The following is a 15,036-nucleotide window of genomic DNA, read 5'->3' as shown; positions in this document are numbered from 1 at the left end:
GCACCGTTTCGTCGCCCTTCGGGATGCCGGGTGCTCAGGCGTTCAAAAGCATTCAAGGGGCGGAGCACATGGCTGGCCATTCACAGTTTAAGAATATCATGCACCGCAAGGGCCGTCAGGACGCGGTGCGCTCGAAAATGTTTTCCAAGCTGGCGCGCGAAATCACCGTCGCGGCCAAGACCGGCATGCCTGATCCCGACATGAACCCGCGCCTGCGTCTGGCGATCCAGAACGCCAAGGCCCAGTCCATGCCGAAGGACAATATCGAGCGCGCGATCAAGAAGGCGGCCGGCGGTGATGCGGAGAATTATGACGAGGTCCGCTATGAGGGTTACGGTACGGGCGGTGTTGCCATCATCGTCGAGGCGCTGACCGACAACCGCAACCGTACCGCTTCCAATGTCCGCTCGATCTTCACCAAGGCGGGCGGCGCACTGGGCGAAACCGGCTCGGTCTCCTTCTCCTTCGATCATGTCGGCGAGATCGTCTACAAGGTCGAAGCCGGCGATGCCGACACCGTCATGGAGGCCGCGATCGAAGCCGGCGCCGACGATGTCGAGAGCGACGAGGAAAGCCACACCATCTATTGCGCCTTCGAGGCGATCAACGAGGTTTCCAAGGCGCTGGAAGACGCGCTTGGTGAAGCCGAAAGCGTCAAGGCGATCTGGAAGCCGCAGAACACCATTCCGGTGGACGAGGAAAAGGCGACCTCGCTGATGCGGCTGATCGAAAATCTGGAAGATGATGACGATGTCCAGAACGTCTATTCCAATTTTGAAGTCGACGACGAGACCATGGCCAAGCTTTCGGCCTGACATTTCGCTGAATTCATGACTTTATGGAGCCGCCTGACCTGTCTTGGTCGGGCGGTTTTCATTTGCGGGGAGGTAGGTGATGGAACTGATCCTGCTACATGGGAGCGCTGGTGGCCCGGCGGACTGGGGCCGGTTTGCCGAAGCGATTGCACCGGATGCACGGCATATTCTGCCGGTTGGTGCGCTGATTGACGGCGCAGGCTTCACTTTTCTCGAAAAACGGGAGGACGGACGCGGCTTTGATCGGGCGCTTGCCGCGGACCGGGCGCGAGCGCTGATGGCGCAACTGCCGGGGGGCGGCTCTGAGCCTTCGGTACTTGTTGGCTATTCGCGTGGTGCGGTGATGGCACAGGCCCTGCTATCTCTGGCGCCGGCGCGGTTCTCCGGCGCGATCCTGCTGCGGCCGGAGCCGCTGACGGACCGTTTTCCTGTCCTTGAAACCAAGCCCGTTCTGCTTCTGGCGGGGCGGGAGGATTCCCGGCGCAGGCTTGAAGATGCCGAACGGCTTGCGGCAGCGCTTGGCAATGCCGGTGCCGATGTCGATCTGATGTGGCTCGACAGCGGCCATGGCTGGGCACCGGCGGGCGAGGATACGAGCCTCGCCCGGGACTGGCTCCGCCGCAAATTCGGCTGAGGGAAGGCGGTCAGGCCGCTTGCTTCAGGGCGTGGCGCATCTCGGCAAACAGGGCGACTGATTTCAGCCGTGCTGCCACCGAATGAATTGGCATCGAGATGATCACCTCATCGGCGCCGGTATCGGCGACGAATTTCGCCATTTTGGTCCTGGCCTTTTCCGGTCCGCCGACGACGGCGAACTGGAAGGTATGCTCCAGCGACAGTTTTTCCATTTCGCTCCAGATGCCATCCATGGATTTGACTGGCGGCGGCATCTTGCCACGGGCATTGCGCCTGAGCGCCACGAAGCTTTGCAGGCCGGACGTGAAGAGGAAGTCCGCCTCCTCGTCGGTCTCGGCCATCGCCCCCTGAACGCCGGCAATCACATAGGGCTTTTCGAGCTCTGGCGACGGCTTGAAGTTACGGCGATAGATATCGAGCGCCTGAAACAGCATTTCCGGGGCAAAATGCGAGGCGAAGGCGTAAGGCATGCCAAGGGCTGCGGCCAGATGGGCGCTGTAGAGGCTGGAGCCGAGCAGATAAAGCGGCACATGGGTGCCAGCGCCCGGCGTGGCTATCGGCTTCTGTCCTTCGGCGGCGTCACCGAGATAGGCCTGCAATTCGAGGATGTCGTTGGGGAAGCTTTCAGCGCCCGCTTCGAGATTGCGCCGCAGGGCGCGCGCAGTCAGCATGTCAGTGCCGGGCGCGCGGCCAAGACCGAGATCGATGCGTCCGGGATAGAGCGCTGCCAGCGTGCCGAACTGTTCGGCAATCACCAGCGGCGAATGGTTCGGCAGCATCACGCCACCGGCACCGACGCGCAGGGTCTCGGTGGCGCGCGCCGCTTCCGAGATCACAATGGAGGTCGCCGCACTGGCAATGCCGATCATGCCGTGATGCTCGGCGAGCCAGAAGCGGGTGTAGCCCGCAGTCTCGGCCGCTTTCGCCATCTGCCGGGTCGCATCCAGTGCCTCACCGACGGTGCCGCCTTCAACGACGGGGCAGAGGTCGAGTATCGAAAATGCAGTCATCGGAAAATCCTGTCTCGTTCGGAACGGTTTACCTGTCACTTAGGAATTAATCAGATGATTTGCAAAAAAATAGCTGCTGCCACTTGCCGCTATTGCTCTGCGGCTTTGCGTTCTTCGGTGATGTGATCGATGAAGGCGCGTAAGGGGCGCGGTGTCAGCCGGCTGGAATAGTAGAGGAACGGCCCCTCGAACGGCACCCACCAGTCTTTCATGACGGGAACCAGTTCCCCACGTTCGAAATAGGGTTCCAGCCAGTTTCCGAAGGTCAGGATCAGTCCGTGGCCGGCAACGGCAAGACCAACGGCGCCGCGCCAGCCGGACGTGCCGACGATCAGGCGTGCGAGCGGATCGATGGCGATTGTCTCGCCATCCTTTTCGAATTCCCATTCCGTCAGTGCGCCGCTGGCGAAGCGCAAGCGGATACATTCATGATCGAGGATCGCGCGTGGATGGTCGGGCGTGCCGCGCCGTTCCAGATAGGCCGGTGCTGCGGCCAGCGCACCCCATTGCTGGCGCGGACCAATGGGAATTGCGATCATGTCCTGCGCCAGATGCTCACCGTAACGGATCCCTGCATCACAGCCTTTGGTGACCATGTCGGTCAGCTGGTCATCGACGATAATCTCGATCTGAACCTCAGGATTTTTCTGCAAGAAGCCGTCGATCAGCGGTGGCAATATATCCATCATCACCGCGCCGGGCACCTGCAGCTTCAACCGGCCGCGCACGACACCATCCATGCTCGTGGCCTCGGCGATCGCCGATCGCGTTTCCGCGATCACCGGTTCAAGCCGGGCTGCCAGAGTACGGCCTGCCTCCGTCAGATTGATGCTGCGGGTGGTGCGGATGATCAGCGGCACGCCAAGCTCCGCTTCCAGCCGTGCAATCGTCTCGCTGACGGTGGAGGGGGAGACGCCGAGCCGGTTGGCAGCGGCGCGAAAACCGCCGGCACGCGACACGGCGAGAAAGGTGAAGAGGCCATCAAGCGGAGGCAGAATACGATTGTTCGACATATCGATCACCCTATTCGTGTTTGTGCGGATTATCAACCGGTCGGGGGAGGCCTATATCCGCTGCAGCCAATGAAGGAGAGCATCATGAGCCATTCAACACCCGCATCTGCAGCCGGTCGCTTCACCTTTCCCGGAAGTGATCTTTCCGTCAACCGCATGGGCTTCGGCGCCATGCAGCTGGCCGGTCCGCATGTCTTCGGCGAGCCGAAAGATCCGGAAGAATGCCGTGCCGTTCTGAAAGAGGCGCTTGCGCTCGGCATTGACCATATCGACACCAGTGACTTCTATGGTCCCTATGTCACCAATCGGTTGATCGCCGAAACGCTTCATCCCTACGCTGAAAATCTGGTTCTGGTTTCCAAGATCGGCGGCTGGCGGGATGATCAGGGCGGCTGGAACATGAACCACGCACCAGATTTCCTGCGCAAATCCGTCGAGGATAATCTGCTGCGCCTGAAAATTGATCAGGTGCCGATCGTCAACCTGCGCATGGGCAGTGTGGCCGGTTTCAGTGAAGACGCTGCCCTGCTGGAGCCGATGCGGACCATGCGCCAGCTTCAGGAGGAGGGGCTGATTGGCCATATCGGGCTCTCCACCGTAACGCAAGCGCAGATCCAGATCGCCCAGGATATTGCCCCCGTGGTCTGTGTTCAGAACCACTATAATCTGGTTCACCGTGATGATGATGCGATGATCGACAGCCTGGCCGAACAGGGCATCGCCTATGTGCCCTATTTTCCGCTTGGCGGTTTCGCGCCGTATCAGTCGCAGGCGCTAGATGAGGTCGCGGCGGAGCTTGGCGCTTCGGCCCAGCAGGTGGCGCTGGCCTGGCTGTTGCAGCGCAGCCCCAACATGCTTGTCATTCCGGGTACCTCGAAGCGGGCGCACCTGAAGGACAATATTGATGCCGCAGCGCTGACGCTCGGCGAGGATCAGCTGAAACGCCTGAATGCGATAGCGTCCATGGCGTGAGGACGGCAGGCTCGGCCCCGCAAGGCTGACCGTTCCGCATCTGTCTGGCCGCCGCAACGGCGGCAAGGCCAGCTCAAATGCCTTGCCTGCGCGCGTTTCGCAGGCAAGGCCCGGATCGTCCTGCCAGGGCCGGTGTCGATGGCTGCAGCGTCTTCTCTCGCATCTTGAAGACGAAGGAGCGATCCCTGCTTCTGATCGCCCTATTTCGCGTTGTCAGCACCCTGGGCTTCGGCGCCATCATCTTCTGCGATGATGGTGATCTTGCCGGCATCGATCGTGACCGACCTTTCGTCATCGAAGGTGAGAATCGCTTCGTCGGTCTGCAAGGTGTGGTCACCGAGGAAGATCTTTACATCTCCCTTGAGTGCGACAGAACTGTCGTCGATTTCTTCGATTTTGTCGGCGGTGAATGTCGGCAGTTTGCTGTTTTCAACTTCGGTCTCGCCAGCGAAAGCCGGTGCGGCAACGAAAACGGCGAGGGCCATGATGGCGATTCTGGTCTTCATTCAGCGATATCCTCTTTTTAAAGGGTTGACCGGGGGCGCGGCCACCGCGCAATCATCGGCCTGTGGCTCCCCCGGCTGGCGATCAATGCCCAGCAAGACCGCGCGATACGATGATTTTCGCAAAATAATTCTGACGGATGCGTCCTTGCATGCCGTGACCGCCGGTCTCAGAAAATTCGCTATGTTTTTGTTTTGTTCACTTTTCTGTGGAAGCCTGCGGCCGTCATCGGTAAGGTTTGTTCATGGAAAAGACGATTCGGATTTTGGGGATAGACCCGGGGCTTCGGCGGACTGGCTGGGGCGTGATCGAGACGCTTGGCAACTCGCTGCGTTTTGTTGCCTCGGGCACGGTCACGAGTGATGGCCAGCTGGATCTGCCCTCCAGGCTGCGGCAATTGCATGACGGCCTGTCGGAGGTCGTGCACGGCTACCGCCCGGACGAGGCTGCGGTTGAGCAGACCTTCGTCAACAAGGATGCCGTGGCGACGCTGAAGCTCGGCCAGGCCCGCGGCATTGCGCTGCTGGTGCCCTCGCTGGCAGGGCTTCCGGTGGCGGAATATGCCCCGAATGCGGTCAAGAAGGCGGTTATCGGTGTTGGCCACGGTGAAAAGGAACAGATCCATATGATGATCAAGGTTCTGATGCCGCGTGTTCAGTTCAAGGGCAGCGATGCCGCGGATGCGCTGGCGATTGCGGTCTGTCACGCGCATAATCGCGGCGGAAACCGTCTGCTCAAGGCCGCATTGGCCGGCTAGGGGATGATATGATTGGCAAGCTCAAGGGCGTGATTGATGAGATCGGTGACGATCATGTGCTCATCGACGTACATGGCGTATGCTATGTCGCCTATTGTTCGGCGCGGACATTGTCGCGGATCGGCTCGCCCGGCGAGGCAGTCAGTCTGGTGATCGAGACCTTCGTGCGCGAGGACATGATCCGTCTTTATGGTTTCCGCACGGGTGAGGAACGCGGCTGGTTCAACCTTCTGCAAAGTGTTCAGGGCGTGGGCGCGCGCGTGGCACTTGCGATCCTGTCGACGCTCGCCACCGGCGAAATCGCCAATGCGATCGCGCTTGGCGACAAGACGGCGATTTCCCGGGCGCAAGGCGTGGGCCCGAAAGTGGCGACCCGCATTGTCACCGAGCTGAAGAACAAGGTGCCGGCGGGTCTTTCGGCGGGCGACAATGAAGCGATCGCCTTTCGCAAGGATGTCGGCGAGGGCGCCGTTGCCGCGCCTGTCGCCGATGCGATTTCGGCGCTTGCCAATCTCGGCTATTCACGCGATCAGGCGGCCGGTGCCGTGGCCGCAGCTTTGAAAAATGCCGGCGAGGGGGCTGAAAGCGCGACGCTGATCCGTCTCGGCCTGAAGGAATTGGCGCAGCACTGATCTTTCTCTATGGTCATCTTGGCCGTGCCCGCAATCAATGGATACCGACTGAATCATGAGTGATGACACCCGCCTGATAGCGCCTGAGAAACGCGGCGAAGATATTGATGCGGCGATGCGCCCGCAATCGCTGGATGATTTCACCGGCCAGGCAGAAGCGCGTGCCAATCTCAAGATCTTCATCGAGGCGGCGAAGAAGCGCGGCGAGGCGCTGGACCATGTGCTATTTGTCGGCCCGCCGGGGCTCGGCAAGACCACGCTGGCGCAGATCATGGCGAAGGAGCTGGGGGTCAATTTTCGGGCAACTTCCGGGCCGGTAATCGCCAAGGCGGGCGATCTGGCGGCACTTCTGACCAATCTTGAAGAGCGCGATGTGCTGTTCATCGATGAAATTCACCGGCTCAACCCTGCGGTTGAGGAGATTCTCTATCCGGCGATGGAAGATTTCCAGCTCGATCTGATCATTGGTGAGGGCCCCGCCGCCCGCTCGGTCAAGATCGATCTGGCCAAGTTCACACTCGTGGCGGCCACCACCCGGCTCGGGCTTTTGACCACGCCGCTCAGGGACCGTTTCGGGATTCCGGTGCGGCTGAACTTTTATACGGTCGAGGAGCTGGAACTGATCATCCGGCGCGGCGCCCGGCTGATGGGGCTCGGCATGGCGGAAGATGGCGCACGCGAAATTGCAAGGCGCGCCCGTGGCACGCCGCGCATCGCCGGTCGTCTGTTGCGCCGGGTGCGTGATTTTGCCGATGTGGCGGGCGAAGATGAAGTCTCGCGCATCATTGCCGATGAGGCGCTGACCCGGCTCGAGGTCGACAATATGGGGCTTGATCAGCTCGATCGGCGCTATCTCAACATGATCGCCCGCCATTTTGGCGGCGGTCCCGTCGGCATAGAAACCATCGCCGCGGGGCTGTCGGAGCCGCGCGATGCGATCGAGGATATTATCGAACCCTATATGATCCAGCAGGGCTTCATCCAGCGCACCCCGCGTGGCCGTGTGCTGACGGCCACCGCATGGAAGCATCTCGGCCTCAATCCGCCGAAAGAGCTGGACATGACACAGTTCCGGCTTTTCGACGAGGATGACTGATTACGCTGTGCGTCTGAGCGCCCGCCAGTGTCCTGGTGTCATACCGTAGGTCCTGCCGAAATGCCGGGTCATGTGGGCCTGGTCGGCGAAGCCGGATGCCGTTGCGGCTTCGGCCAGCGAAACACCCCGGGCCATCATCTGTCGGGCATGGTCAAGGCGCCGCTGGATCAGATAGCGGTGCGGGCTTGTGCCGAAGGCAGCGCGGAACTGGCGGGCAAGCGTAAAGCGATCAAGGCCGGTTTCTGCCTCCAGCACGCGCGATCCGAGCTGATTGACACACTCCTCGCGCAGCCGCTGCGCCAAGCGCGTCATTGCGCGCCGGTCAATTTCCTGTCGGCGCGGGATCTCGCCCGCCATGCGCGCAAGCGCCGAGGCAATACCGGTCACAGCATCATCCAGCTGCAGCCCCGAAAGCGGGCTTTGCAAATCACTGAGTGCGTCGATAAGGGCATGCCGCAGCGCCGGATCGTCGGCCACGGGATCGCCGACAAAGGGCAGGGGGGCTGCTGCACGTTCTCCGGCTGCCGCGATCAGTTCTGGCGGCAGGTAGAGCATGCGATAGGTGAGTCCGTCCTTCCCGCCCGCACCGCCATCATGCAGTTCGTCGGGATGGAGAACGATCAGCCGGCCAGCCGTCGAGACGCGAGCCTCACCGCGATAGGAAAAGGTCTGGATCCCTGAAAGCGTGATTCCGAGCGCATAGGTGTCATGGCGGTGCGGCGAAAAGCCATTGCCCTGAAATCGCGCTTCGATGCGCTCGATCCGGCTGTTGCCTGCAGCCATGTGAATGGCATCGCTCCCCGGTCTGCACAAAGGTTCAAGACCGCCGGTGGCTGGATCCGTTAGGTCCGAGCTGAAATCTGCTTTCTGAAAGCCAAGACCGGAGTTACTTCCCATGTTTGAAACCAAATTCATCATTGTCGTTCGCGATGATCTCGCAACCTGGCAGAAGCTCAACGTGACCGCCTTTCTGGCGACGGGCGTCGGCGCGGCTGATCCATCACTGATCGGCGAAGAATACAGGGATCGTGCCGGCAATGTCTATCACCCGCTCTGCGCCCAGCCGATCATCATCCTTGCAGGTGATCAGGTGACGCTTGCAAAGGTGCAGGAACGTGCCATTTCGCGTGGTGTTGCGACGGCACTCTATATCGAGGAGATGTTCTCGACCGGCCATGATGCCGCCAACAGGGCGGTCTTTGCGGAATTCGCGCCGGAAGATGCGAAAGTGGCGGGGATTGCCTTTTCCGCCGACAGGAAGCTCGCCGATAAGATCACCAAAGGTGCAAAGATGCATTCCTGAAAGATCCCGGCCGCCCATTGCGGCCGGGACTCGTTTTCGCTGATCACTTGGCGTTCAGGAAATCGGCGACATCCAGAATGACGAACTCATTGTTGTCAACGGCATCCAGCTTGCGGCCGGCGGAGAAGGGCAGGTTATTGTCATTGCCGACGATGATATGGGTCGGGTCAATGACGTCCACATTCTCAATGGTGACAAAGGGCATGGTATAGATGCCGTCCGCGCCGCCCTGGCGGGCAAGGCCGTCCGGATCGGCGATGTTCATCAGGTCGATATAGCCGATCTTGCGGGCAGCGCCGTTTGCGTTTTCATCCGTCATTTCGATCTTGTAGATGCGCTTGTGCAGCGCCGGGTGGGCGAAGCAGTCCGTCGCATCCTTGCTGCTGTCGGCGCAAGCAAGCGCCGGGTCGCCTTCACCGCCATCGCGCTCGATGATCAGGCCGGTCGTGGCGTCGATCATGTTGAAATCGCCGATATTGGTGCCGCCGTCCGAAAGCGGATAGAACCAGAAACGACCGGTCCAGTCGGCTTTGGCGGTATCGAACTCCAGAACCCGTAGCGCCTCGTGGCCGTCAACGGTCTCAGGCTTGCCATCCTCGCCGACAAGCGGCTTTTCCAGCAGGGCGTAGAGATGGGCACCATCGGGTGAAATCGCCATGCCTTCATAACCGCCCGAGCGCGGCAGGTTGTAGGTGGGCATTTTGCCGCCGGGATTGGGCAGCGACAGAGCCGGATTGTCGGGCGAGCGCACGGGCTTGCCATCGGCCAGCGTGTCATAGACCGCCTGCAGCTGGCCTTCAGGATTGAATTTCAGCACATAGGGACCAAGCTCGTCGCCGATCCAGAAACCATCGGCGACAGGCTGGATCGATTCGATATCGAAATCGGCGCCGGTGAGATAGCGGCTGTCAGATCCCTCGAGCACGATCGGGAAGGGGGCGATCCGGTCCGGATCCGACAGGAAGATCGTCGTGACCGGCGTGACCGTGCCCTTGTCCCAGTCAAAGGCGAGGTGATGGATCATCAGCGCGGCGTCCGACGAATTGGCCTTGGAGCCGAAGCCATTGTCAGACAGGCTCCAGAACGTGCCGTCATCCATGGCCTTGATGCCGGAAAAGCCCTGCATCGGTTGACCGGCAAACGGCGTGGCAAGGCCCGTCGGGCGCTTGCCATCCATGCCGGCGACGGAGCCGACGGCATCAACGCGCGGCACGCCAAGTTTCAGAAATTTGGCCGAGGTCTGAATATAGGCTGGCGCATCGGCCGGTGCGGCGATGATCGTATTGCCCGGCAGGATGGCGTGGGCGGCAAGCCTTGCCGGAAAAACGGTTTCATCGGCAAGGGCGGTGCCCGCAGCAAGGGTGGCAAGTGCTGCAAGAAAAAGAGATTTCATCAAAAGTCCCCGATGGTGGTGAAAACACCAAAGGAGCTAACGGCCGAACATGTCGGCCGCTTTAAGCTTGTGTAAACTTTGCATGTATTTCTGGTGACGCAATGTTACAGCGTGACGATCTGCACCTTCTTGTCGACAAAGCGCAGCGCCATGTCGCCATTGATCAGCTTCAGTGCCGGTTCTCCGAACAGTTCCCGGCGCCAGCCCGACATGGCGGCAACCTCGGCCGCCTCGCCATGGGCGGCGATCTGGTCAAGGTCATCCGAAGAGGCGATCACGCGGGCTGCGACCTGCTGCTGATCGGCAATGATCTTCAGCAGCACCTTGAGCAGTTCCGCAGCTGCCGCAGCGCCTTCCGGCGGCTGGGCGGGGCGGGGAACCCGCGGCAGGTCGGCCTTCGGGATCATGAAGGCGGATTTGACCGCCTCGATCAGCCCATGGGCGGAGGATGAGCGTTCCCAGCCTTTCGGGATCATGCGCAGCCGCGCCAGCGCTTCCGGCGTCTGCGGCTGCTGCTGGGCGATCTCGTAAATGGCGTCATCCTTCAGCACCCGGCCGCGCGGCACGTTGCGGCCCCGCGCCTCGTTTTCGCGCCACTCGGCAACGGCTTTCATCACCGCGAACTCGATCGGTTTTTTCACCCGCATCTTCAGCCGGGTCCAGGCCTCGTCCGGCGGGAGGTCGTAGGTGGCCGGTGATTCCAGCACCGCCATCTCCTCGGTCAGCCAGGCGGTGCGGCCTTCGCGCTCCAGCTGCTGCATCAGCTTTTTGTAAACCTCGCGCAGATGCGTCACATCGGCCAGGGCATAGGTCAGCTGCTTTTCATTGAGCGGCCGGTGGCGCCAGTCGGTGAAGCGTGATGACTTGTCAAGCGTTACGCCCGTGGTGCGGGCAACGAGCTGATCATAGGAAATGCTGTCGCCATAGCCGCAGACCATTGCTGCCACCTGGGTGTCAAACAGCGGTGCCGGCAGCATATTGCCAAGATGGTAGACAATCTCCAGATCCTGGCGGGCGGCATGAAAAACCTTGGTTACGTTCGGATTGGCCATCAGTTCGAAAAAAGGCGCAAGATCGATGCCCTTGGCCAGGGGATCAACCAGAACTTCCAGCTCCGGGCTCGCCATCTGTATCAGGCAGAGTTCCGGCCAGAACGTGCTTTCACGGAGAAACTCCGTATCTACGGTGACAAAGTCGGATTGGGCCAGCGTCTGGCAGGCCTCGGTAAGCGCAGCGGTTGTTTCGATCATCATCATCAATTGGTTTCGTGTGTTCATTCTTTCCTTTGCCTTTGAGCGGCTCATGTCAAGCGCTGCGCTCAAATGGAGCGCACTCAGCCGCTCTCAGGCCGCCGATGTGCCGTTGCTGGTGCGTTCCGGCGACACTGCAACGGCTGGTTCGCGGCACTCTTGCGGCGGGGAATTTTGTTCCATTGCCCCAAACTGGCCGGATTGCCTTGACAAACAGGCCCCACCATGCGTTTTTCCGCCAGATTTTCTATTGGGGCGACCGCTTGATCGAAGCGGCAGACCGCCCCATGAACGCACTCAGGATTAAATTATGCATCGCTATCGCAGTCACAGCTGTGCCGCCCTTAAGAAGTCCGATGTCGGTACCATCGCCCGCCTGTCCGGCTGGGTGCATCGTGTCCGCGACCATGGTGGCCTCCTCTTTATCGATTTGCGCGACCATTACGGTATGACGCAGGTCGTGGTTGATCCGGATTCGAAAGCTTTCGCCACCGCCGAGAAAGTGCGCGGCGAGTGGGTGATTCGCGTTGACGGCAAGGTGCGCGCCCGCACCGAGGAAACTGTGAACGCAAATATGGCCACGGGTGAGATCGAACTCTACGCCGAAGAGATCGAAATCCTCTCCACTGCCAAGGAACTGCCGCTGCCGGTCTTCGGCGAGCCGGACTATCCTGAAGATGTTCGCCTGAAGTATCGCTTTCTTGATCTGCGCCGCGAGACGCTGCACGCCAATATCGTCAAGCGCACCAAGATCATCACCCAGATGCGCTCTTTGATGACCGATGCCGGTTTTGGCGAATATACCACGCCGATCCTGACGGCTTCCTCGCCGGAAGGCGCGCGCGACTTTCTCGTGCCGAGCCGTATCCATCAGGGCAAGTTCTTCGCACTGCCCCAGGCACCGCAGCAGTACAAGCAGCTGCTCATGGTGGCTGGTTTCGACCGCTACTTCCAGATCGCACCCTGCTTCCGCGATGAAGACCCGCGCGCCGACCGTCTGCCGGGCGAGTTCTATCAGCTCGACGTCGAGATGAGCTTTGTGACCCAGGAAGATGTCTGGGAAACGATGGAACCCGTCATGACCTCGGTGTTCGAAAAGTTTGCCGAAGGCAAGCCGGTGACCCAGAAGTGGCCGCGCATTCCCTACGACACGGCGATGCGCAAATATGGTACCGATAAGCCGGATCTGAGAAACCCGATCGAGATGGAAGCTGTCACCGAGCATTTCGCCGGTTCCGGCTTCAAGGTCTTTGCCGGCATGATCGAAAAGGATCCGAAGGTCGAAGTCTGGGCGATCCCGGCCAAGACCGGCGGCAGCCGCGCCTTCTGCGACCGGATGAATTCCTGGGCGCAGTCCTCCGGCCAGCCCGGCCTCGGTTACATCTTCTGGCGCAAGGAAGGCGAAGAGATCGTCGGCGCCGGTCCGCTGGCCAAGAATATTGGTCCGGAGCGCACCGATGCGATCCGCAGCCAGCTCGGCCTTGAAGATGGCGACGCCTGCTTCTTCGTTGCCGGCCTGCCGGAGAAATTCGTCAAGTTTGCCGGTGAAGCCCGCACCCGCGCCGGTGAGGAACTGAACCTTGTTGACCGCGATCGTTACGAACTGTGCTGGATCGTCGACTTCCCCTTCTACGAGTGGAACGAGGACGAGAAGAAGATCGACTTCTCGCACAATCCCTTCTCCATGCCGCAGGGTGGTCTCGAAGCGCTGGAGAACCAGGATCCGCTGACGATCAAGGCCTTCCAGTATGATGCTGTCTGCAACGGCTTCGAAATTGCCTCGGGCTCGATCCGTAACCAGTCGCCGGACACCATGGTCAAGGCGTTTGAGCTGGTCGGTCTGTCCAAGGCCGATGTCGAGGAACGTTTCGGCGGCATGTATCGCGCCTTCCAGTATGGCGCACCGCCCCATGGTGGCTGCGCTTTCGGTATCGACCGTATCGTCATGCTGCTGGTCGGCGCGAAGAACCTGCGCGAGATCACGCTGTTCCCGATGAACCAGCAGGCGCAGGATCTGCTGATGGGCGCGCCCGCCGAGGCAAGCCCGACACAGCTGCGCGAACTGGCGCTGCGGATCATTCCGCAGAAGAAGGACTGATCGGTCCTTCCCTCCAATTGATGGAAAAGCCCGGTGGATCGCTCCGCCGGGCTTTTTTGATCGGGTCGGTAGCCGGTCGCGCTACTGGTTGGCGGCCACGGAAAGGCCGAGCATGCCGGGCAGGGCCTGCGGTGCGGCAAGGCCGGTGAGAAATACCGAAAAGATCGGTGTTGCCGATGGCGGCTGGATCTTGATCTCCAGCGATTTCGGGTCGGCAAGATAGGCATTGGCGGCGCTGTTGACCATGGCGGCAAAGGGCGGCGAATTGAAATAGCCGAGGGCACCAGACAGCGTGTTCAGCAGTTTGGCAGTCAGCGCGTCCTTGCTCTGGCCCTGTTCGGCGCTCAGCATTTCCAGCAGCCGGTCGGTGATGGAAGCATCGGTAAACTGAACCGAGAACGAGCTGACGGCGAATTTCTGCATCAGGACCAGCGATTGCGCCTGCTTCTGCGCCGCCGCAGCGCCATCGCTCTTGCCGGGCAGGGCGAGCCCTGTCAGATCATCAAGCTGGCCGAGCGTATCCATCGAAAAGCCCATCAGATCGGCGCTGGTTTCGATCGCGCCGACATCGTCGATCTCAGCCTTTGCGGAGGTGAGCCGCAACTCGCCGCTTCCAAGGTTCCACGTTCCAACGGAAGAGAGGTTGGCCTTTGCCGCCATCAGATCGAGTTTTTGCAGCCGCTCCCTGAGGGACGGATTCAGCGTATCGACCGGCGTGAGGTCGAAGGCGAGATTGGCGGCCTGCCAGGAAAAGCTGACGGTCTGGCTGTCCATGTCGTAGATCTGCTGGTTGTCGATCCTGTCAACCGTAAGAACCGTTTTTCCGTTATAGGACGCATCAATCCCGGTCGCATGCGCTTCATCGGCGTGAAACAGGCCCTCGAAACTGTCATTCGACGGGACGGCTGGCACGTGGATATTGCTGAACACGAGCGCGCCAAAGCCAAAGCTGGAATCACTGTTGGCAAATTCGGTTGCCGGCATGCTCAGCGAATCGGCGTCATAGCTGCCATTGGCATTTTCCCGAAGATTGGTCACGACGAGATCGACCGGGGCGACCTGCCGGAAGCTGTCATCCGTTGCGGTGCCGTCAGCCGGTCTCAGCAGAAAATCGCGGACCACCAGGGTGTTGCCAGCTCCCGCCTCTATGCCGGAATAGCTGAAGGTCTGGCTCGACTGGGCGGTCTGCACGGTTTCGAGTTTGCTCAGAAAGTCTGCGCCGTCGACGGCATGTGCCGGAACTACCATAACCGGCATGGCCAGCATGGCGGCAGTGAAGATCAAAGCGTGATGTGTCTTCATGAAACTCTCCGGCCCGGGGCGTCTTCTGTTCATTCTCGCAGCTGCGATGATAACGACCTTATAACGGGAACTAAGGCGAAAAGCGAACCCTGCGTGGTATAACCTGCCGCCGGGATTCGCTTTCCATTTGACATGTTCTGCGGTTCTGCTCGGATCGAGAGGACGGCCGGCTCGGGAATTGTTTCCCGCCAGACATCGATAAAGAACAGTTTTCTCAGTGGCTTGGCTGACCTTTTTGCTGCGGGTGGGAGTGAT

15 protein-coding genes are annotated in these 15,036 nt (G+C 60.5%); 8 read left to right on the top strand and 7 right to left on the bottom strand.

What is annotated here, in order from left to right; genetic code table 11:
* Nucleotides 1-68 precede the first annotated feature (68 nt).
* Together HCK86_RS14750 and HCK86_RS14745 are read left to right on the top strand one after the other, a co-directional pair.
* Nucleotides 69-815 carry a YebC/PmpR family DNA-binding transcriptional regulator gene (locus tag HCK86_RS14750; RefSeq protein WP_176085240.1) on the top strand — a complete coding sequence of 249 codons (747 nt, stop codon included), beginning with the start codon at nucleotides 69-71 and terminating at the stop codon, nucleotides 813-815.
* Nucleotides 816-894: 79 nt separating this feature from the next.
* Nucleotides 895-1,449, top strand: a complete 555-nt coding sequence (locus tag HCK86_RS14745; RefSeq protein ID WP_176085239.1) for an alpha/beta fold hydrolase — start codon at nucleotides 895-897, stop codon at nucleotides 1,447-1,449.
* A gap of 10 nt (nucleotides 1,450-1,459) precedes the next feature.
* On the opposite strand, the gene HCK86_RS14740 is transcribed toward HCK86_RS14745, so the two are convergent.
* Both HCK86_RS14740 and HCK86_RS14735 read right to left on the bottom strand, forming a co-directional pair.
* Nucleotides 1,460-2,461: an LLM class flavin-dependent oxidoreductase gene (locus tag HCK86_RS14740; RefSeq protein WP_176085238.1), complete on the bottom strand. Its 1,002-nt coding sequence runs from the start codon at nucleotides 2,459-2,461 to the stop codon at nucleotides 1,460-1,462.
* An 89-nt stretch (nucleotides 2,462-2,550) separates the two neighbouring features.
* Complete coding sequence (locus HCK86_RS14735; RefSeq protein ID WP_176085237.1) at nucleotides 2,551-3,474, bottom strand: LysR substrate-binding domain-containing protein; 924 nt, start codon at nucleotides 3,472-3,474, stop codon at nucleotides 2,551-2,553.
* Between the two features lie 84 nt (nucleotides 3,475-3,558).
* Between HCK86_RS14735 and HCK86_RS14730 the strand changes: the two genes are divergently transcribed.
* Nucleotides 3,559-4,446 (top strand): oxidoreductase, encoded by an 888-nt coding sequence (locus tag HCK86_RS14730; RefSeq protein WP_176085236.1) that lies wholly within the window; start codon nucleotides 3,559-3,561, stop codon nucleotides 4,444-4,446.
* A 200-nt stretch (nucleotides 4,447-4,646) separates the two neighbouring features.
* Here HCK86_RS14730 and HCK86_RS14725 read toward each other — a convergent pair whose 3' ends face one another.
* Nucleotides 4,647-4,952 carry a hypothetical protein gene (locus HCK86_RS14725; protein ID WP_176085235.1) on the bottom strand — a complete coding sequence of 102 codons (306 nt, stop codon included), beginning with the start codon at nucleotides 4,950-4,952 and terminating at the stop codon, nucleotides 4,647-4,649.
* A 242-nt stretch (nucleotides 4,953-5,194) separates the two neighbouring features.
* Between HCK86_RS14725 and ruvC the strand changes: the two genes are divergently transcribed.
* From ruvC to ruvB, 3 genes are read left to right on the top strand one after another with little or no spacing between them, the layout of a single operon-like run.
* Entirely contained in the window at nucleotides 5,195-5,707 is a 513-nt protein-coding gene (gene ruvC, locus HCK86_RS14720) for a crossover junction endodeoxyribonuclease RuvC (protein ID WP_176085234.1), read from the top strand.
* Between the two features lie 8 nt (nucleotides 5,708-5,715).
* Entirely contained in the window at nucleotides 5,716-6,339 is a 624-nt protein-coding gene (gene ruvA / locus HCK86_RS14715) for a Holliday junction branch migration protein RuvA (protein ID WP_176085233.1), read from the top strand.
* 55 nt (nucleotides 6,340-6,394) lie between these two features.
* Nucleotides 6,395-7,435 (top strand): Holliday junction branch migration DNA helicase RuvB, encoded by a 1,041-nt coding sequence (gene ruvB / locus HCK86_RS14710; RefSeq protein WP_176085232.1) that lies wholly within the window; start codon nucleotides 6,395-6,397, stop codon nucleotides 7,433-7,435.
* Here ruvB and HCK86_RS14705 read toward each other — a convergent pair whose 3' ends face one another.
* Nucleotides 7,436-8,218 carry an AraC family ligand binding domain-containing protein gene (locus HCK86_RS14705; RefSeq protein ID WP_246739617.1) on the bottom strand — a complete coding sequence of 261 codons (783 nt, stop codon included), beginning with the start codon at nucleotides 8,216-8,218 and terminating at the stop codon, nucleotides 7,436-7,438. It abuts the gene before it with no gap.
* Nucleotides 8,219-8,330: 112 nt separating this feature from the next.
* On the opposite strand from HCK86_RS14705, the gene HCK86_RS14700 reads away from it, so the two are divergent.
* Entirely contained in the window at nucleotides 8,331-8,738 is a 408-nt protein-coding gene (locus tag HCK86_RS14700; protein ID WP_176085230.1) for a DUF2000 family protein, read from the top strand.
* A gap of 43 nt (nucleotides 8,739-8,781) precedes the next feature.
* On the opposite strand, the gene HCK86_RS14695 is transcribed toward HCK86_RS14700, so the two are convergent.
* Both HCK86_RS14695 and rnd read right to left on the bottom strand, forming a co-directional pair.
* Nucleotides 8,782-10,131, bottom strand: a complete 1,350-nt coding sequence (locus tag HCK86_RS14695; RefSeq protein ID WP_176085229.1) for an esterase-like activity of phytase family protein — start codon at nucleotides 10,129-10,131, stop codon at nucleotides 8,782-8,784.
* 104 nt (nucleotides 10,132-10,235) lie between these two features.
* A complete protein-coding gene (gene rnd / locus HCK86_RS14690; RefSeq protein WP_176085359.1) occupies nucleotides 10,236-11,381 on the bottom strand; it encodes a ribonuclease D in 1,146 nt (381 codons plus the stop codon).
* A 310-nt stretch (nucleotides 11,382-11,691) separates the two neighbouring features.
* Between rnd and aspS the strand changes: the two genes are divergently transcribed.
* Nucleotides 11,692-13,479 carry an aspartate--tRNA ligase gene (aspS, locus tag HCK86_RS14685; RefSeq protein WP_176085228.1) on the top strand — a complete coding sequence of 596 codons (1,788 nt, stop codon included), beginning with the start codon at nucleotides 11,692-11,694 and terminating at the stop codon, nucleotides 13,477-13,479.
* An 81-nt stretch (nucleotides 13,480-13,560) separates the two neighbouring features.
* Here aspS and HCK86_RS14680 read toward each other — a convergent pair whose 3' ends face one another.
* A complete protein-coding gene (locus tag HCK86_RS14680) occupies nucleotides 13,561-14,781 on the bottom strand; it encodes a hypothetical protein (RefSeq protein ID WP_176085227.1) in 1,221 nt (406 codons plus the stop codon).
* Between the last annotated feature and the right edge of the window lie 255 nt (nucleotides 14,782-15,036).

It is taken from the genome of Martelella sp. HB161492 (assembly GCF_013184775.1).
Classification (GTDB): Bacteria; Pseudomonadota; Alphaproteobacteria; order Rhizobiales; family Rhizobiaceae; genus Martelella.
This window is presented reverse-complemented; position numbering and strand designations above follow the sequence as displayed.

Excerpts from the sequence above, each read along its gene's own strand:
- HCK86_RS14750 (WP_176085240.1), top strand. The coding sequence starts at position 69 with ATGGCTGGCCATTCACAGTTTAAGAATATCATGCACCGCAAGGGCCGT.
- HCK86_RS14745 (WP_176085239.1), top strand. The coding sequence starts at position 895 with ATGGAACTGATCCTGCTACATGGGAGCGCTGGTGGCCCGGCGGACTGG.
- HCK86_RS14740 (WP_176085238.1), bottom strand. The coding sequence starts at position 2,461 with ATGACTGCATTTTCGATACTCGACCTCTGCCCCGTCGTTGAAGGCGGC.
- HCK86_RS14735 (WP_176085237.1), bottom strand. The coding sequence starts at position 3,474 with ATGTCGAACAATCGTATTCTGCCTCCGCTTGATGGCCTCTTCACCTTT.
- HCK86_RS14730 (WP_176085236.1), top strand. The coding sequence starts at position 3,559 with ATGAGCCATTCAACACCCGCATCTGCAGCCGGTCGCTTCACCTTTCCC.
- HCK86_RS14725 (WP_176085235.1), bottom strand. The coding sequence starts at position 4,952 with ATGAAGACCAGAATCGCCATCATGGCCCTCGCCGTTTTCGTTGCCGCA.
- ruvC (WP_176085234.1), top strand. The coding sequence starts at position 5,195 with ATGGAAAAGACGATTCGGATTTTGGGGATAGACCCGGGGCTTCGGCGG.
- ruvA (WP_176085233.1), top strand. The coding sequence starts at position 5,716 with ATGATTGGCAAGCTCAAGGGCGTGATTGATGAGATCGGTGACGATCAT.
- ruvB (WP_176085232.1), top strand. The coding sequence starts at position 6,395 with ATGAGTGATGACACCCGCCTGATAGCGCCTGAGAAACGCGGCGAAGAT.
- HCK86_RS14705 (WP_246739617.1), bottom strand. The coding sequence starts at position 8,218 with ATGGCTGCAGGCAACAGCCGGATCGAGCGCATCGAAGCGCGATTTCAG.
- HCK86_RS14700 (WP_176085230.1), top strand. The coding sequence starts at position 8,331 with ATGTTTGAAACCAAATTCATCATTGTCGTTCGCGATGATCTCGCAACC.
- HCK86_RS14695 (WP_176085229.1), bottom strand. The coding sequence starts at position 10,131 with ATGAAATCTCTTTTTCTTGCAGCACTTGCCACCCTTGCTGCGGGCACC.
- rnd (WP_176085359.1), bottom strand. The coding sequence starts at position 11,381 with ATGATCGAAACAACCGCTGCGCTTACCGAGGCCTGCCAGACGCTGGCC.
- aspS (WP_176085228.1), top strand. The coding sequence starts at position 11,692 with ATGCATCGCTATCGCAGTCACAGCTGTGCCGCCCTTAAGAAGTCCGAT.
- HCK86_RS14680 (WP_176085227.1), bottom strand. The coding sequence starts at position 14,781 with ATGAAGACACATCACGCTTTGATCTTCACTGCCGCCATGCTGGCCATG.